The sequence below is a fragment of the Mesorhizobium sp. M0491 genome (genome assembly GCF_040321265.1).
Taxonomy (GTDB): domain Bacteria; phylum Pseudomonadota; class Alphaproteobacteria; order Rhizobiales; family Rhizobiaceae; genus Mesorhizobium.
In genome coordinates this window covers 1-26,336 of the sequence record NZ_JAMYRE010000003.1, presented here as the reverse complement: position 1 = coordinate 26,336, position 26,336 = coordinate 1, and the positions used below count along the sequence as shown (strand labels likewise).

The window sequence follows — 26,336 nt, the reverse complement described above, 5'->3', positions numbered from 1 at the left end:
CTTTACGGCCGTTGCCGGCGCAATGAAATTGATCCGCCAGGGATCACACATGATTGATGAACTCCATGGTCGATGAGCAATGACGGCCAGGCGATGGCAGTTGGCGCATGGACGCCATCTCGACCTTGGCGGCAAGGCCGTGGTCGTCGGCATCCTCAATGTCACGCCCGATAGCTTTTCCGATGGCGGCCAGTTCGACGCCCCTGAAAAGGCGCTGGCCCAGGCGCGCCGCATGATCGGGGAAGGCGCACTGGTTGTCGATGTCGGCGGAGAATCGACGCGCCCAGGTGCTGCCGCGGTATCGGCCAGCCAGGAACAGGACCGCATCCTGCCTGTGATCGAAGCGCTGGCGGGCGTGAGCGAGGTGCTGATTTCGGTCGACACCTATCGCGCCGACACGGCGCGGCTGGCGGTTGCCGCCGGCGCGCATATCGTCAACGATGTATGGGGTTTGCAGCGCGAGCCCGATATTGCGCGTGTCGCCGCCGACACCGGCGCCGGGCTTGTCATCATGCATACCGGGCGGGATCGCCAGAAGCTGCCGGATGTGATTGCCGATCAATTGACGTTCCTGCGAAGGTCGCTGGAAATCGTCCGCCAGAACGGCATCGCCGACGATCGTATCGTGCTCGATCCCGGTTTCGGATTCGCCAAGGAGACGGCGGAGGAAAATCTCGACCTGATGGCACGCTTTTCGGAATTGCATGCACTTGGCTTGCCGCTGATGGCCGGTACGTCGCGAAAGCGCTTCATCGGCACGGTCACCGGCCGTGATGCCGCCGACAGAGCGGTCGGAACAGCGGCGACCAGCGTCATCTTGAGGCTCCAGGGCGCCGATCTGTTTCGCGTCCACGATGTCGCATTCAACGTGGACGCTTTGGCGCTTGCGGATGCTATGCTGGCGCGTCAGACGGACCGGGCGAGAAACTGAGCGATGTATGTCATCCGCATGAAGAACTGCGCTTTCTTTGCCCGGCACGGCGTGCTGGACGAGGAGGAAAGGCTCGGCCAGCGCTTCTATGTCGATGCCGTTCTCACCGTCGATCCAGGCCGGGCGCTTGCCGAGGATTCCATCGAGGATACGGTCCACTACGGCATTGCATTCACCGTCATTGAAAAGATCATCGCCGGGCAGCGCCGTTTTCTGATCGAGTCGCTGGCGCTCGAAGTGGCCCGTGCGCTGACGGCGCGTTTTCCGCAGATAAAGAAAGCCGAGATCACGGTGCGCAAGCCGAACGCACCGGTGCCCGGCGTGCTCGATTATGTCGAGGTGACCGTTGTCTGGCCCGAATAGTACCGTTTATCTCAGCCTTGGCGGCAATCTTGGCGATCCGGCGAAATCCATGGGCGCGGCGCTGCGAATGCTGGATGCCGACGCGGATACGCGCGTCACCGGCGTCTCGTCGCTTTATCGCACGCCGCCCTGGGGCAAGCTCGATCAGCCGGATTTTCTCAATGCGGCCGCCGAGATTTCCACCGTGCTTGCACCGCGTGCCTTGCTCGACCTCTGCCTCGATGCGGAGCGCAAGCTGAAGCGGGTGCGCGAGGAGCGCTGGGGGCCGCGGCTGATCGACATCGACATTCTGGTGTTCGGCGACCGCGTCATCCACGAGACCGGGCTGGAGGTGCCGCATCCGCGCATGCTGGAGCGCGCCTTCGTGCTGGCGCCGCTGGCCGAGATCGCGCCCAGCCTGGTTGTCAGCGGCCGCAGCATCACCGACCGCCTGGTCGCCGTCGATACTTCAGGCATCGAGCGATTGTCGTCCGGCCGGGATTGGTGGCTGGCCTGAGGTCCGGACGAGGCAGTAGCCGGATCTTCAGCCAGAGAAGCCGCCACCATCCAGGAACGCCTGCTCCTGCACCGTGGTTTCGCGGCCAAGCATCTTGTTTCGATGCGGAAAACGGCCGAAATGCTGAATGATATCGCGGTGTTCGACAGCGTATTTCAGGTAGGGCTCGGCCCTGGCCTGCGTCAGCTCGACCGAAATGTCCTGGTCGGCCAGCAGTTCCGAATGCTCGTACGGCAGGTAGAGGAAAACGCGGAGTTCTTCCTCGAGTGCCAGGTCATGGCCGGCCGCGACCGCCCTCTCTGCGAAATATCTGGCGAGCGGATCGGTCGCGTACATATGGCCGGTGCCGCGAAAACAGTTCCGCGGAAACTGATCGAGCAGGATCATCAGCGCCAGCGCGCCTTCGGCATGTTCCAGCCAGTCGTCGCATTCACGCCGAGCGGCGGCATAGTGCAGGCCGAGAAAGCGGTCGCGGAACTCGGCATCGAATGCTTCGTTCTTCTCGAACCAGGCATCCTCGCCGGCATCGCGCCAGAATTTGGTGACCGATAGGGCCCGGCTGTCCAACTCCATGCATAGTTCCTTGCTCAATCGGCGGGTTCGGACTTGTGCAGCACACCCGCGGTTTCTTCATTGAGTGCCTGACCAGGCCGGCGCGGCGTGGAGAGCGGTGTCGGAATCGGCGTGCCGATATTGCCTCTCAGGAAGCGCTGTCCGGCGCGAATGCCTTCGGCAAGCTGGGTTTCGAAGCGATCGGTGTCGCGGCGCCTGACGTCTTCGATCGTTTCAGCCACGTCTTCGGGGTCGACGCCCAGCGATTCCAGTGCCGAGCCACCGAAAACAAGTGCGGATTCGAAGGTTTCGCGCAGTTGGTAGTCGACGCCGGCACGAATGAGCTGCAGCGCCGTTCCACGGTCGAATGCGCGGGCCAGCACTGTGAGCAGTGGGAATTCGGCCTTGATCAGCTGGGCGATGCGAACACCCACATCGGCCTTGTCGACGCAGATCAGCACGGCACGCGCCCGGCCGGCACCGGCGGCATGCAGGATGTCCAGTCGCGTGCCGTCGCCATAGTAGACCTTGAAGCCGAAATCGGCCGCCGCCTGGATCATTTCGACATCATTGTCGATGATCGAGACGTCGATGCCGCGCAGCAGCAGCGGCTGGCTCGCGATCTGGCCGAAGCGGCCGAAGCCGATGACCAGCACGCTGCCGGTCAGGCCATCGGCGACATCGACGCCGTCGAGCGACTGCTCGTCGCGCGGCGTCAGATAGCGCAAGGCGATGATCGCCAGCGGCGTCAGCACCATGGAGATGATGACGATCGCCGTCAGCGTCGCGTTGGCGTTGCCGTCGATGATGCCGACCGCCGCGGCCGCCGAGTAGAGGACAAAGGCGAATTCGCCGCCTTGTGCCATGAAGACCGCGCGCTCCAGGGCTTCGCGGTGGCCTGATTTCAGGATGCGGGCGACGATGTAGATGCCGAACGCCTTCATCACCATGTAGGCGACGACATAAAGGGCGATCAGCCGCCAGTTCGCCGCGACCACATGCAGGTCGAGCGACATGCCCACCGCGAGAAAGAACAGACCGAGCAGGATGCCGCGGAAGGGTTCGATGTCAGCTTCGAGCTGATGGCGGAAGGTCGATTCGGACAAAAGCACGCCGGCCAGGAAGGCACCCATCGCCATCGACAGGCCGCTGAGCTGCATGGCGAGGGCGGATCCGAGAACGACCAGGAGCGCTGCCGCCGTCATCACCTCGCGGGCACGGGCATCCGCCAGGATGCGGAAGAACGGATTGAGCAGATAGCGGCCTGCCACCACCAGGCCGACGATCGCGGCGAGCCCGATGCCGACCTCGGTCAGCCGCTCCGACAGGCTGGTGTCGGCCCCACCGGGCGCCAGGAACGCGATCAGGGCCAGCAGCGGTACGATGGCTAGGTCTTCAAACAGCAGGACCGATACGATGCGCTGGCCTTTCGGGGCGGCGATTTCACCGCGTTCCTCGAGAAGTTGCATGACGATCGCTGTCGAAGTCAGCACGAAGCCGGCGCCGGCGACGAAGGATTGTGCGATCGGAAACCCTCCAGCCATGCCGACACCGGTCAGCAGCAGCGCGCAGACGCCGACCTGCAGCGCGCCGAGGCCGAATATCTCACGGCGCAGGCCCCAGAGCCGCGATGGCTGCATTTCCAGCCCGATGATGAACAGGAACATCACAACGCCGAGTTCGGCGACATGAAGAATGGCTTCCGATTCGGAAAAGACGCCGAGGCCTAACGGGCCGATCACCACGCCGGCGGCCAGATAGCCGAGAATCGAGCCGAGGCCCATGCGCTTGAAGATGGGGACGGCGACGACGCCGGCAGCAAGCAGCGCCACCACCTGAACCAGATCACTGCCCGATGCTTCCGCCGCCATGCCTCTTGTCCCTGTGTCTCGCAGCACTCCTTGCATGCAGTTGGAGCGGGAGGCAAGGCGAGAAATCTGCCGGGAAAGGTAGGGTGCCGTTGCAGCGATTCCCCTGGTGGAACAACGGTCCCCGCTTGCCTGTCGGACGTTCGGCATCTATATCTCGTATATGCCTGACTATTCGTCCCGGCCGTCTTCGACGCCACATATCCCGATGGATGCGCTCAGCGAAGTTTTACAAGACTTTCGCTTGAGTGGTGTCAACTATGGTCGCTGCGAGCTCCGGCACCCATGGAGCATAGACTTTCCGCAACAACAGCTGCTTCGGTTTCACTTTGTCGGCCAGGGCCCGTGCTGGATTCATACTGAATCGCAAGGCTGGCAGGAGTTGCGCGATGGCGATCTGGTGCTGCTGCCGCAAGGCATCGCCCATCGGCTGGCCAGCGCGCCGGACGTTGCAGGGGACTCGCTCGAAGGTTGCCAGGTGATCAAGTTGGGGGGCAACGTCTGCGAAGTGGTACGGCAAGGAACGGGAGCGACGAGCACCCTTTTCTGCGGCTCCATGGCCTTGGACTCCTATGCGCTCAACCCATTGATCACGTTGATGCCGCCTGTCATCAAGGGTTGCGACGTGGCCGGCAATGACCCGGTCGTCGGTCCTTTGCTGGCGGCCATGACGGTGGAGGCCTCGCAACCGCAGATGGGCAGCGCCACGATTCTGTCGCGTATGGCCGACTTGCTAACGGCCCGGCTCATACGCTGCTGGGTCAATTGCAACGGAGCCTCGACCACCGGTTGGCTCGCAGCCATCCGCGACCCCCATATAGGCCGCGCTTTGGCGGCCATGCACCGCGACCCCGGCCACAACTGGACGCTGGGAAGCCTGGCCAGCGTGGCAGGCCAATCGCGTTCGATTTTCGCCGAGCGTTTCAGTGCGGTATTGGGAGAGGGTGCCGCACACTATCTCGCCCGCCTGCGTATGCAGCTTGCCCGCGAATTGCTGGGCCAAAACGGCTTGTCGGTTGCCGAAGTCGCTACCCGTTTGGGCTATGATTCCGAGGCATCCTTCGCGCGAGCGTTCAAGCGCATCACCAATGTCTCGCCGGGCGTTGTGCGTCGCACAATTCCCGGACGAACGGACATGAATTTCGGATTCTAAGATACATATCATCCGAGCGGACTCGCCTATTTAAGACCTCCAAACTTTGGAGATCTTTCCGTGACTGACACAACATTACAGCTTGAAGACGCGGCGATTGGCCTTGATGCCGATGCACCAGCCGCGTGGAGCGCAGCCACTTGGTTCGCGGTCATTTCATTGGCGGCCACCAGCTTTGCCCTGGTGTCTGCCGAATTCCTGCCCGCAGGTCTGCTGACGCCAATGGCACGCGATCTCGGCATCAGCGAGGGGACGGCCGGCCAGGTCGTCACCGCCACCGCTTCCGTCGGCGCCGTGACGGCCATGTTGAGCAATGTTCTCATCGGCCGCTTGAACCGCAAGGCGGTGCTGGTTGGTCTCAGCGCCCTTGCGGTCGGTTCCAATATCCTGGCGGCGCTGGCGACCGATTTCTGGCTGTTGCTGTTGGGCCGGGCCGGACTGGGCATCGCTCTCAGCGCTTTCTGGGCACTTTCGGTCGCCGTCGTGGCGAGGCTGGTTGGCGCCAATGCGACAGGTCGGGGCATGGCGATCGTCACCCTCGGCGTCTCGCTTGCCACCATTGCCGCACCGTCGATGGGCGCGCTGATCAGTGACTGGATAGGGTGGCGCAGTGCCATGGCCATGACGGCGGGGCTGGCCGCGCTTGCCATGCTGCTGCAGTTTCTCAGCCTGCCGACCTTGCCTGCAACGGCAAGCAACAGCCTTGCAGATGTATTTCGGCTGACCCGGCGGCGCGGCATCCAACTCGGCATGTTGGCTATTGTTTTGCTGATGACGGGGCATTTTGCCGGCTCGGTCTATGTGCGTCCCTTCCTCGAACAGGTGACACTCCTTACAACCGGACCGATTGCCCTGGCTCTGCTCGGGTTTGGCATCGCTGCCGTGATCGGTAATGTTGCCGGCGGCCGCATGGCCGACACCAACATCCACATGGCCCTCGCAGTCACCGCAGCGTTGATGGCGGTTGCGGCACTTACTTTGGTGCTTTGGGGCTCGCATATCGGCGTTGCCTTCGGCTTCGTTACGCTGTGGGGTTTCGCCTTTGGCATGGCGCCGGTGGTGCTGCCGACCAATATGTCGCGCGCGGCGCCTGATGCGCTGGAGGCAGCGGGCAGCCTGATGGTCACCTCTTTCCAAATTGCCATCACCATCGGCGCGGTTGTCGGCGGCTATGTCGTGGACACCTATGGCGCGACTGGGCCTTTGACTCTGACTGCTATCCTTGCCGCATCGACCGCCGTCTTGGCGCTGCTGCAGCCGCGCAGCTGAACTTTGCTGCCGCTGATAAAATAGCCTGAATCCGGGCCGCCGCCGATGTTGCAGGCGCGATACACAAGTTGAGGCCGGGAACACGTTGCATCTTGCCGCAATCGAAGGCTAAGGACGCTCGGCTTCGGCCATTGGAGGGTGATCGACGATCAAGTCGCGCCCTTTTTGAGGAGATGACTGACATGAAGAAGTTTTTGTTTGTTGCCGTCGGCCTGGCGGTGCTTGCCGGTTCGGCTTGCTCGAAGGCGCCTGAGTGCACGGCGGAGATCGCGACCAAGAAGGCGCAGGACATGGCTGCAGCACTTCAGGAAGCGATTACCAAGGACCCGTCCAAAGCGGCTGATCTGACGGCCAAGGTCCAGGCGGTGACAACCAAGTATCAGGGCGCTACGACATTGGCCGACTCCTGCAAGGCCTATGACGAACTGACGGCCACGATCAAAGGCTAACGCCCTGATTCGATTGGATCAAACGAGGCGGCGACCGTTTGGTCGCCGCCTTTTCTTTTGAATTGTTCAGTTCGGCGCGATGGAGCCGACTTCGACCGCGTCGACGCGCTTCAGGCTCATGCCGATCACCGGCACCAGCTGGTCGTCGACGCGCACGGCAATAGTCACCGTCATCGAATTGTCGTCAGGGATGCGAGCCTGCATGACGCCGCGCAGCTGGTTGCGGTTGATGGTAAAGACCACTTTGCGGGCATCGACGACGTTGCCGCCGATGATGTCGAGGCCGGAACCGGTCGCGCCACCCATGAAGCTGCCCTTGTAGCCCTCACGGCCCTTGCGCTCGATCTTGGCCGACATCGGTTGGGTGAACATGCCGACCCGACAGCCGCCGTCGAGCGACATGCCGACCTTGCCGTCGGGCGTCGAGCCGGTGAAGCTGCAGTTGAACTTCGTGCCTTTGTATTTGCCGGCGACGATTTCGCCGGGACCGATCCACTTGCCTTCGGCGGACTGGAAGAACTGCTTGTCCGGCTCCGCCGCAGAGGCCACTCCGGCAATGCCGACGACTGCCGTAATCACCGTTGCCAAGGGCAGGACGCTGGATAGAATTACGCTTTTCATCGACGACACCCGGCAACAAAGATGCTGTTTGGAACCCGTCTGACCATGAACAAGATTGGTTAATGCTTCGTCACCGCGGGGCCGCCGCAAAGCAGTCCGGTAACAATTCCGAAGATCCAGACACTTCAGCCCGGCTCACTTGCCGGATGGGTCGTTTCACCGTCTTTCCTGGTTGCGAACGATGTCAGCGCCGAGAGGAAGTCGCCCAATCCGGGACGCTTGGCGGCGCTGAAGGGCAGGGGTCGCGCCGTCTCCATCGCGGCAATGCCGATGCGTGCCGTCATCATGCCGTTGACGACGCCCTCGCCAAGCTTGGCCGAAAGGCGCGCGGCCAGGCCGTGGCCGACGATCTGCTGGACGAAACTGTCGCCGATCGCGATCGAGCCGGTAACCGCCAGATGCGCCAGCACGCTGCGCGCCAGGCGGAAGAAACCCAGCGTTCCCGGCCGTCCGCCATAGAGTTCTGACAGGCGGCGAATAAGCCGCCCGGCCTCGAACACGACATAGGCGACATCGACCAGTGCGCGTGGACTGACCGCCGTCACCAGCGAAACGCGTTTGGCGGCTTCGAGAATCATCACCTTCGCCCTGGCATCGAGTGGTCCGAGAATTTCAGCCTCGGCCAGGCGCACGAGATTGCCGCCGTCGATGATTTCGCCGCGCAGTTCGGCCAGCGCGCGCCGGCCGGCCGCGGTTTCGGGTTTGGCCGCGACAAAGGCCGACAATTCGTCGACGACCGATCGTGCAGCCTTGGGATCGTCGCGGGCGATCGCGTCGAGCGCACGCTTCTGCAGTTTTTCGACCTCGGCAAGGCGGGCGATCGCCAGGAACTCGCGAATCAGGATCACCATAAGCGCCAGCACGGCGATGGCAGCCATGCCCGCGGCCAGCCAGCCCAGCCATTCGGCGCGCGCGAAGAGGTCGCGTATGAGCTGGTCGGTCCACAGGCCGACAGCTAGCGAAACCAGCACGCCAAAGGCGCCGAAGAAGATGCTGCCGAGCAGTGAGCGTTTTCTGGGGGCGATCGCCGGCGGCGGCTCCGCGGCAATGATGTCAGGCTCGTCGAAGACATCGACTTCCGCCGGGATGACCATCGCGACATCGGCCTTCATCGCGCGGGGTTTGCGCTGGGCATCGGCCTGGGCACGGCGCGCCTGCGGCGCCTCTTGCCTTGGTTCGGCTTCCGGCTCGATGCGGAACGCTGCCGGCTTGCGGGGCGCAGTCATGCCAGATGATCTCCGATCAGGAACTGCAAGGCACGGTCGAGCCTGATATGCGGCAGCGACAGGGTGATACCTTCGGCCGTGCGTTCTAGCTTTGGGGGACGGAAACGGACGAAGCGGATTGCAGGGTCCGCGGCATCCTGCTTGTGATCGGCTCCCGAAAGATCAAAAACCGCATCAATTTTCTCCGGTAAATCACCGGGAAATATGGCTGTTTCAGTCTTTCCATCGAAGGTTGCGCCATTGATCTTCTCGCCGGCGATCGGCGTGCCGATAATGACTGGCAACGTCTCTCGGCCTTGCTTGACGGCGCCTTCGCGCGTCGCGCGCACCGCCGCCATGGCGACCACATCGACATCGGCGCCGGTGAAATTCGCCCGTGCCACGGCGCGGTCGGCAAGCCGCCGCACGATCGCCTGCAGCCGGTCATGGCTTTCGTGATGCAGATGGTCGGCCTTGGTCGCGGCAACCAGGATGCGGTCGATGCGCCGCGAGAACAGATCGGTGAGGAAGCTGCCCCGGCCGGGTCGGAAACAGCTGAGGATCTCGGTTACCGCGCGTTCCAGGTCGGCCATGGCGCCGGGGCCGGCGTTCAGCGCCTGCATGGCGTCGATCAGCACGATCTGGCGATCGAGGCGGGTGATGTGTTCGCGGAAGAAGGGTTTGACGACATGCGTCTTGTAGGCCTCATAGCGCCTGTCCATCATGGCGTGCAGCGACCCCGGGCGCGGACGCCTGTCGCCGATCCCGGCCAAGGGCGCGAAGGTCAGTGCCGGCGAGCCTTCGAGATCGCCCGGCATCAGGAAACGGCCGGGCGGCAAGGTCGAAAGCGCCCGCTCGTCGAGCTTGCAGGCCTTCAGATAGGCGGCGAAGCTTTCGGCCAGGCGGCGCGCCGTCATCTCGTCGGCGTCGGCGTTCGGATCGATCCCGGACGACAACGCCCGCCAGCCCTGCGAAAGGTCCTCGCGCACCGGCAGAACGGCCATTTCAAAGGCTTCGTGCGAAAAATCGGCAAAGGATTTGCCGAGCAGCGGCAGATCGAGCAGCCATTCGCCGGGATAGTCGACGATATCGACCGACAATCTGCCGGAGGAAAACATGCGGCTCCAGCCGGAAGCCGATTCATATTCGATGGTCAGCCGCAGTTCCGAAATGGCGCGCGTCGAATCGGGCCAGGCACGATCGTTGACCAGGGCGGCGATGTGGTCCTCGTACTGGAAACGCGGCACCGCGTCGTCCGGCTGCTGCTCGAGGAAGGCGCGGGCGATGCGCCCAGATTTCTGCGCCTCGAACAGCGGCAGGCGGCCGCCATGGATCAAATTGTGGACAAGGGCCGATATGAACACCGTTTTGCCGGCGCGGGACAATCCCGTCACGCCGAGGCGCAGCGATGGGGAAAAAAGCCCGGTGGCGCGGCCCGACAGCGTGTCGAGGGCAATCCTCGCCTCGTCGGTGAAGGTGGTCAGCGATGATGCCAAAATATGCTCTCTCGAACTTCGGTCCGTCCGATATAGGCTCTGCTACCAGGCTTTGAAATGGCTTCAGAGATCGGCCGGCGTCAGGAACGCTTCGAGATAGCCGGCGCCTTGGGCGGCGCTGGCAAGATCGCCGTCAAAGCGGACGACTGCCAGGCCCGCGGTCGGGAACCCATGGTTCAGCGTGACCCGCGCAGTCTCGTCGCCGTCGCCCGAAACTGCCATGGTGAGGTCTTCCATCATCGGGTTGTGGCCAATGACCAGCAATGAGCCTGATCCGCCATTGTCGCGGATAAGGTGGAGGTACCCGGCCGCGTCCGCGCTGTAGAGCGCGTCGAAGAACAGAACCCGGCCGGTGTCGGTCTGGCCGGCCAGGCCTTCCAGCGTCTCCTTGGCGCGCTTGGCATTGGAGCAGAGCGTCCGGTCCGGAACATAGAGGCGGGAGCGCATGGCGGCCCCCACCATTTCGGCATCGGCGCGGCCGGACGCATCGAGCGGGCGATCGAAATCCCGCATGCCGGGCAGTGCCCAGCCAGCCTTTGCATGTCGCAACAGATAAAGCCTGCTCACCCAACCTCCGAATGCCGAAGCGTCCCGGATTAGCCACGAGAACGGCGTTGCGCACAATGGCCCGTGCTCTTCAACACGGCGAATCACCCAATGCTGCTTGCTGCAAAGGTCTCTTGCGTATCGGCCCCCGGGGTCACGGCAATCTCGGAAAGCATGTGCCACCGGATCGAAAGTGTCTCGGCGAATTTTGTACCAAAGCGACCGTACGCGGCCGCAGAGACGCGTGACGGGTACTTTAACAATTGCGTGAGACAGCGGCCGATTGCGCTTGTGCAGGCGTCGGACGACGAATATATAGGCGCCAAAATTGGGGCAGTTTGGGTGAGTCGAATGAACGACATCGTTACCGCCGATTACGTACCCTCCGAAGACGAGCCGTTCATGAACGAGCGGCAGAAATCCTACTTCCGCTCAAAGCTCGTCACCTGGAAGAGTGACATATTGCGCGAAGCGCGCGAAACACTGGAAATCCTGCAGCAAGAGAACGCCAACCACCCCGATCTGGCCGATCGCGCCTCTTCGGAAACCGACCGTGCCATCGAACTCAGGGCCCGCGACCGTCAGCGCAAGCTCATTGCAAAGATCGACTCCGCCCTGCAGCGCATCGACGAAGGCACTTACGGCTATTGCGAAGAGACCGGCGAGCCGATCGCGCTGAAGCGGCTCGATGCACGTCCGATCGCGACATTGTCGATCGAAGCGCAGGAGCGGCATGAGCGCCGCGAAAAAGTCTATCGCGACGACTGAAGGTCAGGCCGGCGGCTCACGGCCGGCTGTCATCGAACGAACTCGATTCTGAAATGGCCGGTTTTCCGGCCATTTTTATTGGTGCGGCATCCACCGCTCAGGGCGGGCGAAGGCAGTAAACCCTTGATATTTGGCGCTTCGGACGAGGTGGTTCGGCAGTAGACCAGTAGACCGGCGACGATGTTTTCCGCGGGGATAGCGACCCGGCAGTTGCTCATCTCTTCTGACTGGAGAGTTCGCCGAGAAGCTTGGTCATCTCGTCGTCGAGCGACTGCGGCGCCGCCGGCTTGCCCACCGGGCCGCCCGAACGGGGCTGATCCAGCGACACTTCGAGTTCCCTCATCAGCGTGTCGTCGATGCTGTCCTGCACCGGCTGCGGTGGTGGCGGCGCGTGCCGGGCGGTGTTGGCGTTGGCGGAGCCGTAGGCAGGCAACGGCGTGACATTGGTCGGCTGATAGCTTTGCGTTGCCGGCTTCGGTGCAGGTGCCGGCGGCGCTGTTGTACGCGGGCGGGCGGGTGGCGTCGTGTTCACCGGCTGTGGAGCGGGAGCCTGTCTCGCCGGCGGCGGAGCGGGTTGCGGCGGACGCGGTCTTGCCGGGGCCGCGGCGGCCGGAACCGGCTGCAAGCCGCCATCTCCGGTCAATGCCGGCCGGCGTAGCGCCGAAAGTCGGATATCGCGCTCGACGACGACGTCGGTCGGGCCGCCGATCAGAAGCAGGTGCTCGATATCGTCACGGCGTATCAGCACCAGCCGGCGATGGCTGTCGACGGCGGTGGCATCCATGACGGCCAGTCGCGTCTTGCGGTTCCGGCCACCGGCGACGAAGGTTCCGAATGTCAGGTTGCGCACCAGCTTGATGATAACGAGAACGATAACCAGCAGGACAAGCGCTGCAAACGTCCACAACAATGCTGCGGCATAACCGGGACCTGCCACGCTATCGAGCCATTGCATTGGGTTCCCCTGATCGCCCTTGGAAGTGAAGAGACACTAGACCGTTGCAGCGGGCCACCGCAAGTTGCGTTTCACGCTGGTGAACAGCTAGAAAAACTCCGAAGCCTGGAAGACATCATTTTTATCCGACATTTGCCGCCCAGGCCTTTTCCGGACTAGGAGAATGTGATTCAACCCGCTAGGGGCGGGTGTCGGAACACCGGAATTCACGAGCAGGGGGCACATGGCCAAGGAAGCGCGCGGCGATTTCTATCCGGTACCGATCGTCGACCAGAATACGCGACCCGGCGCGGTCACCCGGCTTATCATTTTCATCGTCGTTCTGACGGGGGCGGCGATCGTCTTCGGGCTTTTCCGCGAGCGCCTCGGCGATCCTTTCCTGCTCGGCATGCTCGGCGTGCTGGCGATGATCGGCGTCGGCTTCCTGTTCGCGACGGCGATCGGCTTCGTGCAGGTCACGCCACGCTCGACAGGCGACGAACTGTCGAAATCCTTCGTCGATTCGATGTCGCAGGGGCTTCTCGTCACCGACACCAAGGGCCGCGTCGTCTACGCCAATCGCGCCTATGCGGATATGACCGGAGCATCGTCCGCTGCCGACCTGAAGACCGTCGAGGGATTGCTCTCGGATGTCCCCGAAGCCTCGGTGACGATCTATCGCCTGGCATCCGGCCTGCGCGACGGCCAGCCGGGCGACGGCGAGTTTAGGCTCGCACAGTCCATTCGGCCCGGTGCCGAGCCTGGCGCCCGCTGGTACCGGGCACGCGCCCGCGCCTTCAGCGTTCCAGGCCAGCGGCTGCCGATGCTGGCCTGGCAGCTTGCCGACATCTCGCAGGAGCGGGCCGAGCAGGAGCGCTTCTTCCTCGACCTGCAGAAGGCGATCGATCATCTCGACCACGCGCCGGCCGGCTTCTTTTCGGCCGACCAGGAGGGCCGCGTCACCTATATCAACGCCACGCTCGCCGAATGGCTGGGCATCGACCTCACCAGCTTCACGCCCGGCGCCGTGTCTCTGTCGGAGATCGTGGCTGGCGACGGCATGGCGCTGGTCCGCTCGGTCAAGGCCGACCCCGGCACCACACGCAACGCGGTGATAGATCTCGACCTGACGACCACGACGGGCGAAGCGCTGCCGGTGCGCTTCATGCACCGCGTTTCGGCCAGCCGCGAAGGATTGAACGGGCCGACACGCACGATCGTGCTCAACCGCACGCAAGGCGAGGATGCCTCTGCCGATTTGCGGGCTTCGGAAGTGCGCTTCACCCGCTTCTTCAACTCGACACCGATGGCGATCGCCGGCGTCGACCACAATGGGCGCATCCTGCGTACCAATGCGCCGTTCCTGTCGCTGTTTTCGTCTGTCGTCGATCGCGACGCCGTCGACCGTCGCGTAAGGCTCGACACGGTGATCCACGAACGCGACCGGCCGGCCTTCGCGGCTGCCTTCGAGAAAGCGCAGCAGCGGCAGGCCGACATCGAGCCGATCGACACGCTTTTGCCTGGCAACGACGAACGGCACATCCGCTTCTACGTCAACGCCGTCGCCGACGGCACCGGCGGCGAGGGGGCCGAGGAGTCGGCCATCGTCTACGCCGTCGAGACAACGGAGCAGAAAGCGCTCGAAGGGCAGATGGCGCAAAGCCAGAAGATGCAGGCGGTCGGCCAGCTTGCCGGCGGCATCGCGCATGATTTCAACAATGTGCTGACTGCCATCATCATGGCGTCCGACCTTTTGTTGACCAACCACCGCCCGTCGGACCCGTCCTTCCCCGACATCATGAACATCAAGCAGAACGCCAACCGGGCGGCTTCGCTGGTGCGGCAGCTTCTGGCCTTCTCGCGCAAGCAGACATTGCGACCGGAAGTGCTCAACCTGACCGACGTACTCGCCGATCTCAGGATGCTGCTCGCCCGCCTGGTCGGCAACGACATCAAGCTGAAGGTCGACCATGGCCGCGACCTGTGGCCGGTCAAGGTCGATATCGGGCAGTTCGAGCAGGTGGTGGTCAATCTTGCGGTCAACGCGCGCGACGCAATGCCGGCGGGCGGCGATCTCACCGTGCGCACCCGCAATGTGACCGCCGAGGAGTGCAAGGCCTTTTCCTACCGCGAACTCGCCCCGGCGGACTATGTCGTGGTCGAAGTCGAGGACACCGGCAGCGGCATCGCGCCCGACGTGCTGAAGAAGATTTTCGAGCCCTTCTTCACCACCAAGGAAGTCGGCAAGGGCACCGGCCTTGGTCTGTCGATGGTCTACGGCATCATCAAGCAGACCGGCGGCTTCATCTTCTGCGATTCCGAAGTCGGCAAAGGCTCGACTTTCCGCATTTTCCTGCCGCGTCACATCGCCGAAGCGAAAAAAGCAGGCGAGCCCGGCGATGCGCCGGCAGCGCCGGCAAAGGTCGCCGATCCGGCCAAGGATCTGTCGGGCTCGGCCACGGTGCTGCTCGTCGAGGACGAGGATGCCGTGCGCATGGGCGGCATGCGGGCGCTGACCTCGCGTGGCTACACCGTGCACGAGGCATCGTCGGGCGTCGAGGCGCTGGAAGTGTTCGAGGCGCTGGGCGGCAAGGTCGATATCGTCGTTTCCGACGTAGTCATGCCGGAAATGGACGGACCGACACTGCTTGGTGAATTGCGCAAGCGCCAGCCGGACATCAAGTTCGTCTTCGTGTCCGGCTACGCCGAGGACGCATTCGCCAGAAACCTCCCGGCGGATGCGCATTTCGGCTTTCTGCCCAAGCCGTTTTCGCTCAAGCAACTGGCGACGATCGTCAAGGACGTGCTGGAGTCTTAGAGCCTTTCCCATGTTCCTCCTTGCACAACGCCGTGACAACGCCATGATTGCGGGTGAAACGGCAGGAAGGCTTAGGGGAGCAACTTGTGACGCCGCACAACGAAGCGGACAAGGACGACTACGCCGACACGGTGTTGTTGCCGGGTGATCCGCAGCGTGCCGAGTGGATGGCGCAAACGTTCCTGGAAGCGCCGCGCTGCATCAATCGCCGCCGCGGCACGCTTGGCTTCACCGGGCTGTTTCGTGGCAAGTCCATCAGCATTCAGGCGACGGGCATCGGCGTTTCATCATTTCTGATCTATGCGCATGAACTGCTGGACCATTATGGCGCCCGGACCTTGATCCGCACCGGCACCTGCGGCAGCCTGACCGCAAAGGCAAAACTGCGCAGCCTTGTCATCTCACAATCGGCACAGGCGGAAAGCGCCCAGAGCGGCCAGGTTTTCGGCCTTTATGGACCCGCTGGCCCCGACCCGGCGCTCCTCGCATCGTCACTGGCCAAGGCGGTAGAATTCGGCATCGACCATCATGCCGGCCTGACGGTGTGCAGCGACATCTTCTATCACCCGGAAGGGCGCGCCCGTTTTGCCGTTGCGCGGGCGGAAGGAGCCCTGGCCGTGGATATGGAAACCAGCGCGCTCTATCGCATATCGGAGCATTTCGGAGCGCGTGCGCTGTCGATGTGTGTCGTGGTCGACAACATCGAGACCGGCGAACAGACCGACTATTCCGAGCGCCAGGAATTGTTCGCAGACATGAGCCGTCTGGCGCTCGCTGTCGCAGCAGAGAGCTAGAGTACGGGTCTACCGGGTCAGCCCCTTGCGTACGGCAGCGACATCGTCAGAGGAGACCGCCGGGGCGGCGTTGCCCCAGCTGGCGCGCACATAGGTCAGGACGTCGGCGACCTCCTGGTCCTTCAGGCGCCAGGCCAGGGAGGGCATGGCGGGCGTAGTCGGTGCATCAGCCGTGTGCACGGCCTGGCTGCCGGCAAGGACGAGCCGGGCCAATGTTTCGGAACTGCCCTGCGCGACGATCGAATTGCCGGCAAGGGAAGGGAAAAGCACGCCTGACCCGGCACCATCTCCACCATGGCAAGCCGAGCAATTGTCGCGATAGATTGCCTCGCCCGTTGCCATCCGTGTCGCGTCAGGCTTTGCCGGTTGGACGCTGTCGACATCCGAGCCCAGGCTCTTGAGGTAGACTGCAACCGCCTTGAGATCGGGATCGGTCATTTTCGACGTGGAGTTCTCGATGGCCTCCGCCATCGGACCTGATGCAATCGAATGCGCGTTGACGCCGGTCTTGAGGTATTGGACCAGATCCTCCTGAGACCATTTTCCAAGGCCCGATTGCGCGTTGTTGGTGATGTCGGGGGCAAACCAGCCTTGCAGGGAGGCACCTTGCAGGAACTCGCTGTCCTTGTCGGCGCCAAGGAAAGATTTGGGCGAGTGGCAGGTGCCGCAATGTCCTGCGCCCTGGACGATATAGGCGCCGCGATTCCACTCCGCCGACTTGGAGGAATCCGGCTGAAAGCTTGCCTCGGTAAAGTTGAGGACATTCCAGCCCAGCATCGCCAGCCGGATGTTCAACGGGAAGGGCAGCTGATTGGCCTCGACCTTATTCGATACCGGTTCAACCGTCGTCAGATAGGCCCACAGGTCGGAAATGTCCCGATCGTTCATCCTGGTATAGGCGGGGTAGGGCATTGCGGGGTAGAGCCGCACGCCATTGTGGCCGACGCCTGACTTCATCATGCTGCGGAAATCGGCTTCCGACCAATTGCCGATGCCCGTTTCGCCGTCGGGGGTTATGTTGGGCGGGACAAGCATGCCGAACGGCGTCTCGAGCGGCAGTCCGCCAGCCAGCGGTTTGCCCCCGGCCTGCGTATGACAGCCTGCGCAGTCGCCGAGCACGGCCTGATACTGTCCACGTATGATCTGGTCCGCCTGGTCGGCACTCCGTGCCGGGCCCGCGTTGAGGGCCGCGGCGCCGATGGCGAGCGTGAAAACGAGCTTGTTCATGCCTGCACCAGCGGTGCACCGGGATTGCGCAGATATTGATTGCGGATGGCATCGGCGGCGCGGAAAGCGAGCGCGCCGACGGTTCCTGTCGGGTTCTTGCCGGCATTCTGCGGGAAGGCCGACGCGCCGATGACGAAGACATTGGGGACGTCCCAGCTTTGGAGGAAGGTGTTGACCGCGCTCTTCTTCGGGTCCGTTCCCATGATGGCGCCGCCCGTATTGTGGGTGCTCTGGTAGGGGACGCTGTCCCAGCCCTTCTTGCGGCGGCCGACGGCGTACTGCTTGCCGCCGAGTGCCTTGGCGATTTCCTCCATCCGGTCGCAGACATAGTTCGACATGCGGATGTCATTGTCGGGAAAATCAAACGTCATGCGCATCAGCGGACGACCGAAACGGTCCTTGTAGGTCGGGTCGAGGTCGAGGTAGTTGTTGCGCGTCGCGTAACTGCTTCCCTGGGACGAGTAGCCAAGCGTGCTCCTGTAACCCTCGACCGTTGCCTTCTTCCAGGCGCTGCCCCATTTCGGCGTGCCGGGCAAGGTCGGCCTGGTTCCGATCGGGCGCCCGTTGGTGGGAATGCAGTTGATGCCCGCGCCGCCGACGAAGTCCAGCGCGCCGTGGTCGAACGCGTCACCATTGTAATCGTCGATCGTCTGGCCGAGCGCGCCGGCGGCGATGAACGGGTTGAAGTTCTTGTCGTCGGAGAACACCTGCACGCCGGCATTTGTCTGGTAGCAGTAATTGCGCCCAACCGTTCCTTCGCCACTGCCGGGGTCGTAGATCTTGCCGATGCCGGACAGCATCATCAGCCGGGCATTGTGCAGGCCGTAGGCGCACAGCAGCACCAGATCGGCCGGCTGGAAATATTCCTCGCCTGACGTATCGACATAGGTGACGCCGCGCGCCGACTTGCCTCCGGGGGCCAGATCGACATGCAGCACCTCGCTGTCGGTGCGAACCTCGAAATTCGACTTCTTCATCAGCACGGGAAGGACGGTGGTCTGGGCGCTCGACTTCGAATAGTTGGCACAGCCGAAGCGTTCGCAGAACCCGCAATAGGTGCATTGACCCATGGCGATGCCGAGCGGGTTGACATAGGCCCGCGACATGTTGGCGGATGGGGTCGGGAAGGGATGCAGGCCGATCGACCGGCCAACCTCGGCGAACAGGGTTGGCGCGTAGGTCATCTGCATCGGCGGGTTCGGATAATCCCGCGACCTTGGATCCTCGAACGGATTGCCACCTTCCTGCAAGTGCCCCTTGATATTGCCGGCCTTGCCCGAGATGCCTGCCAGATACTCGAACTGGTCGTAATAGGGCTCCATCTCCGCGCCGGTCACGCCCCAGTCCTCGACCTGGAGATCGGCGATTCTCGATGCACCATATTTCTTCGTCAGATTGGTCTTTATCTGAAAGTCCGAATCCCAGAACCGCCAGGTGTGGCCGTTCCAGTGGACGCCGGCGCCGCCGACGCCGTTGCCGGGGAGAAAGGAGCCGAAATCGCGCATCGGCAGCGCCTTCTGCGACGGGTCATTGCGCACCGTCATGGTTTCGACGGTCGGCTGCAGGAAGAGGTCGCGCCGGATGCTGTAGCGCAACTCGTCCTGCGCATAGCCGATGTTGAAATCGGTTGCCGTGTCGCGCCAGGGGCCGCGCTCTATGGCCACCACGTCCAGGCCCTGATCGGTCAATTCGTGGGCCAGAATGGATCCCGTCCAGCCGAGGCCGACGATCACGACGTCTTTGCGAGGCAGTATCTTGGTCATGATCAGGCGCCTTTGCCGAGCCATTCGGGACGCCCGATGATCGAGACAGGCGGCTGCGGATATGGCTGATTGTGTTTGCTGACATGGTCGCGGTAGTCGTAGCGGGCACCTGGAAAACCAAGCATGCGCCACGAGACCATGTCCTTGTTGCCGCCATAGACGGGGTCGGCAAAAAACCCTTCCATGGTGTTCTGCAGCAGAAGCCCGAAGAAACCGGGACCCTTGACGCCATTGGGCAGGTCGACTTTCCCGGCCTCCATTGCCGTCAGGAAGGCATCCTGTTCGGCCGATGCGAGCTCGACGAATGTCTTGCCGTCCCGCTGTTTCAGGAAGGCGTCGATGGCGGCAAGCCCGGTGCGGTAACGCTGCGCCGGATTGGCCTCGCCCTGATAGCCCTGGGTGGGCAGTCCAGGCAGAAACGGGCCTTGCGTGTAAAGCCGGCTCGACACTCCGAACGCCCCCATCAACTGCCTGTCGATATAGACGGCGCAACCGGCTTCCTTGCCGCCCATGCTGAGCTCGTCGGCCGGAATGATGCGGTCGACGATCGCCTCGACAAGGGCTGCTTCCTGGGCTGAGAAAAAGTGCCAGCCGCCGGCCACGACCTGCGCGGGTGGATCGGATGCCATTGGCGTCCAGGGCAAAGTGCCCGAGAACGATCGCGTAAAACCGGCCGATGTCGCGGTTGCCGTAAATATTGCGACCGAGGACAGGAAAAGACGCCGATTCATTCGAACAGGATTGCGATGGTTCATATTAGGAATCTCGAAAATAAGAGAACGCACCCGGGAAGTGACGCCCAAGTAATCATGACAACGATAGTTAGTTTAATCCGCAGATCGAATGCCGATAGACTGCGAGATGAAAATGACCTCGTCAACCACATCACAAAATCGTTAGCGAGGGTTCGGTCGACTGCCGATCGGGTCTGGGTGTGTTGTTGAAGCCGGATGGCTGCCCGAAAGTCGGGCCACGATCCCGCGAAGCATCCGGCCTACCTGCCCGGATGCTGGACCGATAGAAACAGCGTCGTGCCATCAGGCATGAATCAGGAACCAGCCACTGACCGGGTGGCGTTCGAGGTCGCGGTCAATGCCAGGCCCACCGCGACGCATCACCAGGCTCTCAAGATCCCTTGATCATACTTGCTCAGCTGGCAAGCAGGCTAATGAGTTTACGACCTGGACGACACCTTGTAGACTAAAAACCATGGCGCTCAAACGGATGGACAACATAGGAATCGTCGTCGATGACCTTGAAGAGACGATTGGTTTCTTTGGCGAGCTCGGCCTTGAGCTCGAAGGGCGGGCTACGATCGAAGGAGAATGGGCCGGACGTGTCACTGGACTGGGCGATCAGCGCGTCGAGATTGCCATGATGCGGACGCCGGACGGCCACAGCCGGCTCGAACTGTCCCGTTTCCTCACGCCGCCTGTCGTCGCGGATCACCGCAACGCCCCGGTAAACGCCCTGGGCTACCTCCGCGTCATGTTCACTGTGGACGACATTGACGGGACGCTCGAAAGGCTCCGCAATCGCGGTGCGCGGCTCGAAGGCGAAGTCGTCCAGTATAGAGACGTGTATCGGCTATGTTACATTCGAGGGCCTGGAGGGCTTCTCATCGGGCTCGCCCAAGAACTCAGCTGAGCGCAATACGCTAAGCGGCCTCCCGCTTCGGCACCATCTGCTCATCCATTCCCGGCCGATGGCCGCGCAAATAGAGCGCGCAGGTGGTGCGCAGCATCGACGCAAAGTTCGGGATGGCGCCGTTGATCTCTATGGCTTCGTCATAGAGCTTGGAGATGAATTTCGGCGTCGTCAGGTTCTGGTTTTCGGCGATCTCGTCGAGCAACGCCCAGAATGTTCCTTCAAGCTGGATGCTGGTCGAGTGGCCGTCGATGCGAATCGACCGGTTGATCTGGCGATAGCCTTCGGGATCCTGGCCCGCAAACACCCTGCACATCCGACAAACCTCCCATAATTGTTGGTCTTGGGTGGACGGGCGTGCAGTTTGATACTGCTTGACCTGTCCCCACATGCATTCTCGGGCAAAATCGCCGCCACGGCAATCGAACTTTTGTCCTTGTTGGCGATGGAGGACGGTTCACGGCTTCGGGCGTGGTAACCGGCTGCCACCACCTTATTGTCCGTGCCGCGCATAATCGTCTCCACACCAGAGCGGAGACTGATTTGGCCAAGGCGATCCACAGCATGATCCGGGTTCTCGAAGAGGCCCGGTCCGTCGATTTCTACAGAAATGCATTCGGGCTCGATGTCGCCGACAGGCTGGACTTCGAGACATTCACGCTCATTTACCTCAGCAACGCAGAGTCGGGGTTCGAACTCGAACTGACCGTGAACAAGGATCGGCAAGAGCCTTACGGGCTCGGCGACGGCTACGGTCACCTCGCTGTCTCGGTCGCCGATCTCGACAGCGAACATGACCGTCTCGGTGCGCTTGGCCTCAATCCGAAGAAGATCGTCGAGTTCAACCGCGACGGATCGCTGATCGCCCGCTTTTTCTTCATCGAGGACCCCGACGGCTACAAGATCGAGGTTCTGCAACGCACAGGTCGCTTCCAATAGGAGACATCGCAGCCGCCTCTGAGGGGCGGCGCGCCAGCAACGGCGTTCTGAGCAGAGCGCACATAGCAAGCAGGGAGGAATAAAATGGTCACGATCTATGACGCGAAGCCTGGGCTTTCCCGTCGAGAGCTTCTCAGACGCGGCGGCATCGGTGCGCTGCTCGTCATCTCCGGCAGCGCCGTCATCAGCCCCGAACATGCCTGGGGGCTCGAGACATCGGCACTCAAGCCCGAAACCATGGCGACGCTGATCCAAATGGCGCGCGACATCTATCCGCACGATCAGGTTCCGGACAAATATTACGCCATTGCCGTGAAAGGCCACGACGAACAGGCCGGCAAGGACGCCGCCTACAAGACGATGCTCGAGGACGGCATCGCCGACCTCGACAAGAAGGCCGGTGACGGCGGCTACCGCGGCCTTGGCTGGGAGGAGCAGCGGGTCGCCGTGCTGAAGCAAATCGAGGCGACGCCGTTCTTCCAGGCCATCAGAGGCGGCCTCGTCGTCAGCCTCTACAACCAGAAAGAGGTGTGGCCGATCTTCGGTTACGAGGGCGAGTCCTATTCCAAGGGCGGCTACATCGCGCGCGGTTTCGACGACATCGAGTGGCTCTGAGCCCCGTCGTTCCTGAACCCGCAAACAGAAATCATGGGAGGAAACCATGGCAGCTTCATTTGATCTGAACAACGACGGCGTGGTCGTCATCATCGGCTCGGGTGCCGGCGGCGGCACGCTCGGCAACGAACTCGCCCAGAAGGGTGTCGACGTCGTCATCCTGGAAGCCGGCGCGCGCCACGAATACGAAGACTTCATCAATGACGAGTGGGGTTCGTTCAGCCAGCTCGCCTGGACGGACAAGCGCACCACGTCGGGTGACTGGCGTGTGGCCAAGGACTTTCCCAACCTGCCGGCCTGGATCGTCAAGTCGGTCGGCGGTTCGACCACGCATTGGGCCGGAGCTTCGCTGCGCATCCAGGAGCATGAGTTCAAGACGCTGTCGACCTACGGCAAATTGGAAGGCGCCAACCTGCTCGATTGGCCGATCACGCTGGCCGAGCTGGAGCCCTACTATGCCAAGGCTGAAGCCAAGATGGGCGTCACCGGCACCAATGACTGGCCGCGGCTGCCGGGCAACAACAATTTCAAGGTGCTGAAGGCCGGCGCCGACAAGCTCGGCTATAAGGAATGCCACACCGGCAACATGGCGATCAATTCGGTCGATCGTGACGACCGCATGTCTTGCCAGCAGACCGGCTTCTGCTTCCAGGGCTGCAAATGGGGCGCCAAATGGTCGACGCTCTACACCGAGATCCCCAAGGGCGAGGCGACAGGCCATCTCGAAGTCAGGCCGAACGCCATGGCGATCAAGATCAACCATGACGCTAGCGGAAAGGTGACCGGCGTCGTCTACGCCGACAAGGACGGCAAGCTGCAGGAGCAGAAGGCGCGCATCGTCGCGGTTGCCGGCAATTCGATCGAGAGCCCGCGGCTGCTGCTCAATTCGGCGTCGGGAAAATTCCCCGATGGGCTTGCCAACTCGTCGGGTCAGGTCGGCAAGAACTACATGCGTCACACCACCGGCTCGGTCTATGCCATCTTCGACAGACCGGTGCACATGTATCGCGGCACGACCATGGCCGGCATCATCCGCGACGAGGCGCGGCACGATCCGTCTCGTGGGTTCGTGGGTGGCTACGAGTTCGAGACGCTGTCGCTCGGCCTGCCGTTCATGGCGGCGTTCCTTGATCCGGGTGCCTGGGGGCGCTCGTTCACCACCGCACTCGATCACTACGACCACATGGCCGGCCTGTGGATCGTCGGTGAGGATATGCCGCGTGCGGAGAACCGCATCACGCTGCATACCGACGAAAAGGACGCGCACGGCATGCCGATCGCCGACGTGCATTTCGACGACCATCCGAACGACACCGCGATGCGCAACCACGCCTACAAGCAGGCTACGGCACTTTACGATGCGGTCGGCGCCACCCGCACCTTCCCGACGCCGCCCTATCCGTCGACCCACAATCTCGGCACCAACCGGATGAGCGAGAAAGCGGAAGACGGCGTCGTCAACAAGCACGGCCAGGCGCACGACATCAAGAACCTGTTCGTGTCCGACGGCAGCCAGTTCACCACCGGGGCCGCCGAAAACCCGACCCTGACGATCGTGTCGCTCGCGATCCGCCAAGCCGACTACATCGCCGCGCAGATGTCGGCAAAGACGATCTAGTCAAATCCTCCCGACAGACTGCTGGCGCGGAACCCGCAAGGTTCCGCGCCTTTTTTCCTTGCCGCCTCATTGCTTGGTGCAGGTCGAGGCGGTGAAGGCGCCGTCGGGCTGCTTCATGATGATGTCGAAGGAAGGCGCGGTTTCACCGTCCAGCGTCGCCTGGGTCAGCGACAGTGAATTGCCGCCGGCGGTATATCCGCCCAGCGGCCCCAGCCACGAGATCACGCCGTTTGCGTCCATTTGGTAGTTATAGCCCTGCCGCGCGGTGCCGAAGACGCCGAGGCTGGTGTAGACGGGGCCGCTGTAGACGTTCCCCTTGATGGTGATGTCGCCGAGGCTGAGGAACATGCCAAGCAGGTACACTTCGCAATGATAGGCGCCGTCAGGCATCTTGCCGTCGCTGAAATCGGCTCGCGCTGCCCCGGTTGCTGCCGTCAGAAGTACTATGCCGATGAAAATACGTGAAATACCTGTAACCATGACGTCGCTCGCTTGAAGAGCGAGCTTGCCCTATTTTTGCACCGCGCTGCAACATCGGTCGCCTGAGGCACTGGTGAGATCAAAATCTAGGCAGATTGGGCAAATGATCGAAAAATAGGCAGCAGCTGCGCAAGCTGCGCAAATTTCCCTCAATCGATTTCTGGCCACCTCTCTTTGTTTTGTAAGCTCTATATTCCAAGGTGCTGATATCTCTAATTTATTTGTGCCCTTTCGGGATTGCCAGAGCGGTTGGCATGGGGGTTGCTTTGTAGTGTTGCGGTGCAATCAACCAGCTTGGGAGTCCGTCATATGAGGGGTAATTTCTCGACAATAACAAAAATGTTTTCGGCGAGCGTGGTCGCCGCCGGCCTGTTGATGTCCGCTCCGGCGAAGGCCGCCGACGACACGATCAAGGTCGGCATTCTCCATTCGCTGTCGGGGACCATGGCGATTTCGGAGACGACGCTGAAGGACGCCATGCTGATGCTCATCGACGAGCAGAACGCCAAGGGCGGCCTGCTCGGCAAGAAGCTCGAGGCGGTCGTCGTCGATCCGGCTTCCAACTGGCCGCTGTTTGCCGAAAAGGCGCGCGAGCTGATCTCCAAGGACAAGGTCGCGGCGGTGTTCGGCTGCTGGACCTCGGTGTCGCGCAAATCGGTGCTGCCGGTGTTCTCGGAACTCGACAACATCCTGTTCTACCCCGTCCAGTATGAGGGCGAGGAAAGTGAGCGCAACGTGTTCTACACCGGTGCGGCGCCAAACCAGCAGGCCATTCCGGCCGTCGACTATCTGATGAGCGAGGATGGCGGTTCGGTGAAGCGCTGGGTGCTGGAAGGCACCGACTACGTCTATCCGCGCACCACCAACAAGATCCTCGAAGCCTATCTGAAGGCCAAGGGCGTGGCTGCGGAAGACATCATGGTCAATTACACGCCGTTCGGCTTCTCCGACTGGCAGACCGAGGTTTCGGCGATCAAGAAGTTCGGTTCGGCCGGCAAGAAGACCGCCGTCGTCTCGACCGTCAACGGCGACGCCAACGTGCCGTTCTACAAGGAACTCGGCAACCAAGGCATCAAGGCCGAGGACATTCCGGTCATGGCCTTCTCGGTCGGCGAGGAAGAGCTTGCCGGTCTCGACACCGCGCCGCTGGTCGGCCATCTCGCTGCCTGGAACTATTTCGAGAGCATCGATACGCCCGAGAACAAGAAGTTCATCGCCGACTGGCACAAGTTCATCAAGAACGACAAGCGCACCACCAACGACCCGATGGAGGCCCATTATATCGGCTTCAACATGTGGGTGAAGGCGGTCGAGAAGGCCGGCACCACCGATCCGGACAAGGTCATCGACGCCATGATCGGCGTCTCGGTGCCGAACCTGACCGGCGGCTATTCGACGATGATGCCGAACCACCACATCACCAAGCCGGTGCTGATCGGCGAAATCCAGGCCGACGGCCAGTTCGAAACCGTGTCGCGCACGCCGGGCCTGGTGATGGGCGACGAATGGTCCGACTATCTGCCTGATTCCAAGGACCTGATCTCCGATTGGCGCGCGCCTCTGTCCTGCGGCAACTTCAATGTTGCCACCGGCAAGTGCGGCGGCAAGGGCACGAACTGATCCCTCCCAGGGCTGACCTAGTCAGACCGCGCGCGTGCCGGCCGGGTAAGACCCCCTCCCGCCCCCCCCATAAAACAAAAAGGGTTAACAAACACCCCAGAACCCCTATAGAAAGATAGGGTTTATGCAGTTGGTACCAGGCGCATTTAAACAGAAGAACGAGG

At 62.3% G+C, this 26,336-nt stretch carries 26 protein-coding genes; 14 read left to right on the top strand and 12 right to left on the bottom strand.

Going from position 1 to position 26,336, the window contains the following annotated elements:
- The first annotated feature begins 79 nt into the window (after nt 1-79).
- The 3 genes from folP to folK are packed head-to-tail and all read left to right on the top strand — an operon-like array spanning nt 80 to nt 1,790.
- The gene (gene folP / locus NKI69_RS04020) at nt 80-931 is read left to right on the top strand and encodes a dihydropteroate synthase (RefSeq protein ID WP_023813035.1); all 852 of its coding nucleotides are present in this window, start codon (nt 80-82) and stop codon (nt 929-931) included.
- 3 nt (nt 932-934) lie between these two features.
- Nucleotides 935-1,294, top strand: a complete 360-nt coding sequence (gene folB, locus NKI69_RS04015; protein WP_352720153.1) for a dihydroneopterin aldolase — start codon at nt 935-937, stop codon at nt 1,292-1,294.
- On the top strand, nt 1,278-1,790 hold the full coding sequence (folK, locus tag NKI69_RS04010) for a 2-amino-4-hydroxy-6-hydroxymethyldihydropteridine diphosphokinase (RefSeq protein ID WP_023813033.1): 513 nt from the start codon (nt 1,278-1,280) through the stop codon (nt 1,788-1,790). Before folB ends, folK begins: the two co-directional genes overlap by 17 nt.
- Before the next feature lie 27 nt (nt 1,791-1,817).
- Here the strand turns inward: folK and NKI69_RS04005 are convergent, their stop codons facing one another.
- Together NKI69_RS04005 and NKI69_RS04000 are read right to left on the bottom strand one after the other, a co-directional pair.
- Nucleotides 1,818-2,363 carry a DUF924 family protein gene (locus NKI69_RS04005; RefSeq protein WP_023813032.1) on the bottom strand — a complete coding sequence of 182 codons (546 nt, stop codon included), beginning with the start codon at nt 2,361-2,363 and terminating at the stop codon, nt 1,818-1,820.
- Between the two features lie 14 nt (nt 2,364-2,377).
- Nucleotides 2,378-4,213: a monovalent cation:proton antiporter-2 (CPA2) family protein gene (locus NKI69_RS04000; RefSeq protein ID WP_352720151.1), complete on the bottom strand. Its 1,836-nt coding sequence runs from the start codon at nt 4,211-4,213 to the stop codon at nt 2,378-2,380.
- A 160-nt stretch (nt 4,214-4,373) separates the two neighbouring features.
- Between NKI69_RS04000 and NKI69_RS03995 the strand changes: the two genes are divergently transcribed.
- The 3 genes from NKI69_RS03995 (at nt 4,374) to NKI69_RS03985 (ending at nt 7,081) form a co-directional block, all read left to right on the top strand.
- Nucleotides 4,374-5,363, top strand: a complete 990-nt coding sequence (locus NKI69_RS03995) for an AraC family transcriptional regulator (RefSeq protein WP_352720149.1) — start codon at nt 4,374-4,376, stop codon at nt 5,361-5,363.
- Nucleotides 5,364-5,423: 60 nt separating this feature from the next.
- A complete protein-coding gene (locus NKI69_RS03990) occupies nt 5,424-6,632 on the top strand; it encodes an MFS transporter (RefSeq protein ID WP_352440296.1) in 1,209 nt (402 codons plus the stop codon).
- Nucleotides 6,633-6,814: 182 nt separating this feature from the next.
- On the top strand, nt 6,815-7,081 hold the full coding sequence (locus NKI69_RS03985) for a hypothetical protein (RefSeq protein ID WP_127295927.1): 267 nt from the start codon (nt 6,815-6,817) through the stop codon (nt 7,079-7,081).
- Nucleotides 7,082-7,147: 66 nt separating this feature from the next.
- On the opposite strand, the gene NKI69_RS03980 is transcribed toward NKI69_RS03985, so the two are convergent.
- From NKI69_RS03980 to NKI69_RS03965, 4 genes are all read right to left on the bottom strand, one after another.
- Complete coding sequence (locus NKI69_RS03980; protein WP_023813027.1) at nt 7,148-7,702, bottom strand: hypothetical protein; 555 nt, start codon at nt 7,700-7,702, stop codon at nt 7,148-7,150.
- Between the two features lie 125 nt (nt 7,703-7,827).
- Nucleotides 7,828-8,928 carry a YcjF family protein gene (locus NKI69_RS03975; RefSeq protein ID WP_352720146.1) on the bottom strand — a complete coding sequence of 367 codons (1,101 nt, stop codon included), beginning with the start codon at nt 8,926-8,928 and terminating at the stop codon, nt 7,828-7,830.
- Nucleotides 8,925-10,403 (bottom strand): YcjX family GTP-binding protein, encoded by a 1,479-nt coding sequence (locus NKI69_RS03970; protein ID WP_352720145.1) that lies wholly within the window; start codon nt 10,401-10,403, stop codon nt 8,925-8,927. Before NKI69_RS03970 ends, NKI69_RS03975 begins: the two co-directional genes overlap by 4 nt.
- Before the next feature lie 63 nt (nt 10,404-10,466).
- Nucleotides 10,467-10,970, bottom strand: a complete 504-nt coding sequence (locus NKI69_RS03965; RefSeq protein WP_352440299.1) for a SixA phosphatase family protein — start codon at nt 10,968-10,970, stop codon at nt 10,467-10,469.
- Between the two features lie 330 nt (nt 10,971-11,300).
- Here NKI69_RS03965 and dksA point away from each other — a divergent pair, with 330 nt between their 5' ends.
- Nucleotides 11,301-11,717, top strand: a complete 417-nt coding sequence (gene dksA, locus NKI69_RS03960; RefSeq protein ID WP_023813023.1) for an RNA polymerase-binding protein DksA — start codon at nt 11,301-11,303, stop codon at nt 11,715-11,717.
- Between the two features lie 214 nt (nt 11,718-11,931).
- Here the strand turns inward: dksA and NKI69_RS03955 are convergent, their stop codons facing one another.
- Nucleotides 11,932-12,672 (bottom strand): hypothetical protein, encoded by a 741-nt coding sequence (locus NKI69_RS03955; protein WP_352440300.1) that lies wholly within the window; start codon nt 12,670-12,672, stop codon nt 11,932-11,934.
- Nucleotides 12,673-12,895: 223 nt separating this feature from the next.
- Here NKI69_RS03955 and cckA point away from each other — a divergent pair, with 223 nt between their 5' ends.
- A complete protein-coding gene (cckA, locus tag NKI69_RS03950) occupies nt 12,896-15,469 on the top strand; it encodes a cell cycle histidine kinase CckA (protein ID WP_023813021.1) in 2,574 nt (857 codons plus the stop codon).
- Nucleotides 15,470-15,555: 86 nt separating this feature from the next.
- Nucleotides 15,556-16,263 (top strand): purine-nucleoside phosphorylase, encoded by a 708-nt coding sequence (locus NKI69_RS03945; protein WP_023813020.1) that lies wholly within the window; start codon nt 15,556-15,558, stop codon nt 16,261-16,263.
- A gap of 9 nt (nt 16,264-16,272) precedes the next feature.
- Here NKI69_RS03945 and NKI69_RS03940 read toward each other — a convergent pair whose 3' ends face one another.
- Genes NKI69_RS03940 through NKI69_RS03930 form a run of 3 tightly spaced genes read right to left on the bottom strand, consistent with a single transcriptional unit; the run spans nt 16,273 to nt 19,882 of the window.
- On the bottom strand, nt 16,273-17,490 hold the full coding sequence (locus NKI69_RS03940; RefSeq protein ID WP_023813019.1) for a cytochrome c: 1,218 nt from the start codon (nt 17,488-17,490) through the stop codon (nt 16,273-16,275).
- Nucleotides 17,487-19,253 carry a GMC family oxidoreductase gene (locus tag NKI69_RS03935; protein ID WP_352720141.1) on the bottom strand — a complete coding sequence of 589 codons (1,767 nt, stop codon included), beginning with the start codon at nt 19,251-19,253 and terminating at the stop codon, nt 17,487-17,489. The genes NKI69_RS03940 and NKI69_RS03935 overlap by 4 nt, the downstream gene beginning before the upstream one ends.
- 2 nt (nt 19,254-19,255) lie before the next feature.
- Nucleotides 19,256-19,882 carry a gluconate 2-dehydrogenase subunit 3 family protein gene (locus NKI69_RS03930; RefSeq protein WP_245273274.1) on the bottom strand — a complete coding sequence of 209 codons (627 nt, stop codon included), beginning with the start codon at nt 19,880-19,882 and terminating at the stop codon, nt 19,256-19,258.
- 580 nt (nt 19,883-20,462) lie between these two features.
- Between NKI69_RS03930 and NKI69_RS03925 the strand changes: the two genes are divergently transcribed.
- Complete coding sequence (locus NKI69_RS03925) at nt 20,463-20,900, top strand: VOC family protein (protein WP_023813016.1); 438 nt, start codon at nt 20,463-20,465, stop codon at nt 20,898-20,900.
- Nucleotides 20,901-20,910: 10 nt separating this feature from the next.
- Here the strand turns inward: NKI69_RS03925 and NKI69_RS03920 are convergent, their stop codons facing one another.
- A complete protein-coding gene (locus NKI69_RS03920; protein WP_023813015.1) occupies nt 20,911-21,216 on the bottom strand; it encodes a ribbon-helix-helix domain-containing protein in 306 nt (101 codons plus the stop codon).
- Between the two features lie 227 nt (nt 21,217-21,443).
- Here NKI69_RS03920 and NKI69_RS03915 point away from each other — a divergent pair, with 227 nt between their 5' ends.
- From NKI69_RS03915 to NKI69_RS03905, 3 genes are all read left to right on the top strand, one after another.
- Nucleotides 21,444-21,839, top strand: coding sequence for a VOC family protein (locus NKI69_RS03915; protein WP_023813014.1), 396 nt, complete (start codon nt 21,444-21,446; stop codon nt 21,837-21,839).
- A gap of 84 nt (nt 21,840-21,923) precedes the next feature.
- Nucleotides 21,924-22,454, top strand: a complete 531-nt coding sequence (locus NKI69_RS03910) for a gluconate 2-dehydrogenase subunit 3 family protein (protein WP_352720138.1) — start codon at nt 21,924-21,926, stop codon at nt 22,452-22,454.
- A gap of 46 nt (nt 22,455-22,500) precedes the next feature.
- On the top strand, nt 22,501-24,072 hold the full coding sequence (locus NKI69_RS03905; RefSeq protein ID WP_352720136.1) for a GMC family oxidoreductase: 1,572 nt from the start codon (nt 22,501-22,503) through the stop codon (nt 24,070-24,072).
- A 66-nt stretch (nt 24,073-24,138) separates the two neighbouring features.
- Here the strand turns inward: NKI69_RS03905 and NKI69_RS03900 are convergent, their stop codons facing one another.
- Nucleotides 24,139-24,552 carry a hypothetical protein gene (locus NKI69_RS03900; RefSeq protein ID WP_352720134.1) on the bottom strand — a complete coding sequence of 138 codons (414 nt, stop codon included), beginning with the start codon at nt 24,550-24,552 and terminating at the stop codon, nt 24,139-24,141.
- Nucleotides 24,553-24,861: 309 nt separating this feature from the next.
- On the opposite strand from NKI69_RS03900, the gene urtA reads away from it, so the two are divergent.
- Nucleotides 24,862-26,172, top strand: coding sequence for an urea ABC transporter substrate-binding protein (gene urtA / locus NKI69_RS03895; RefSeq protein ID WP_127258859.1), 1,311 nt, complete (start codon nt 24,862-24,864; stop codon nt 26,170-26,172).
- Nucleotides 26,173-26,336 lie beyond the last annotated feature (164 nt).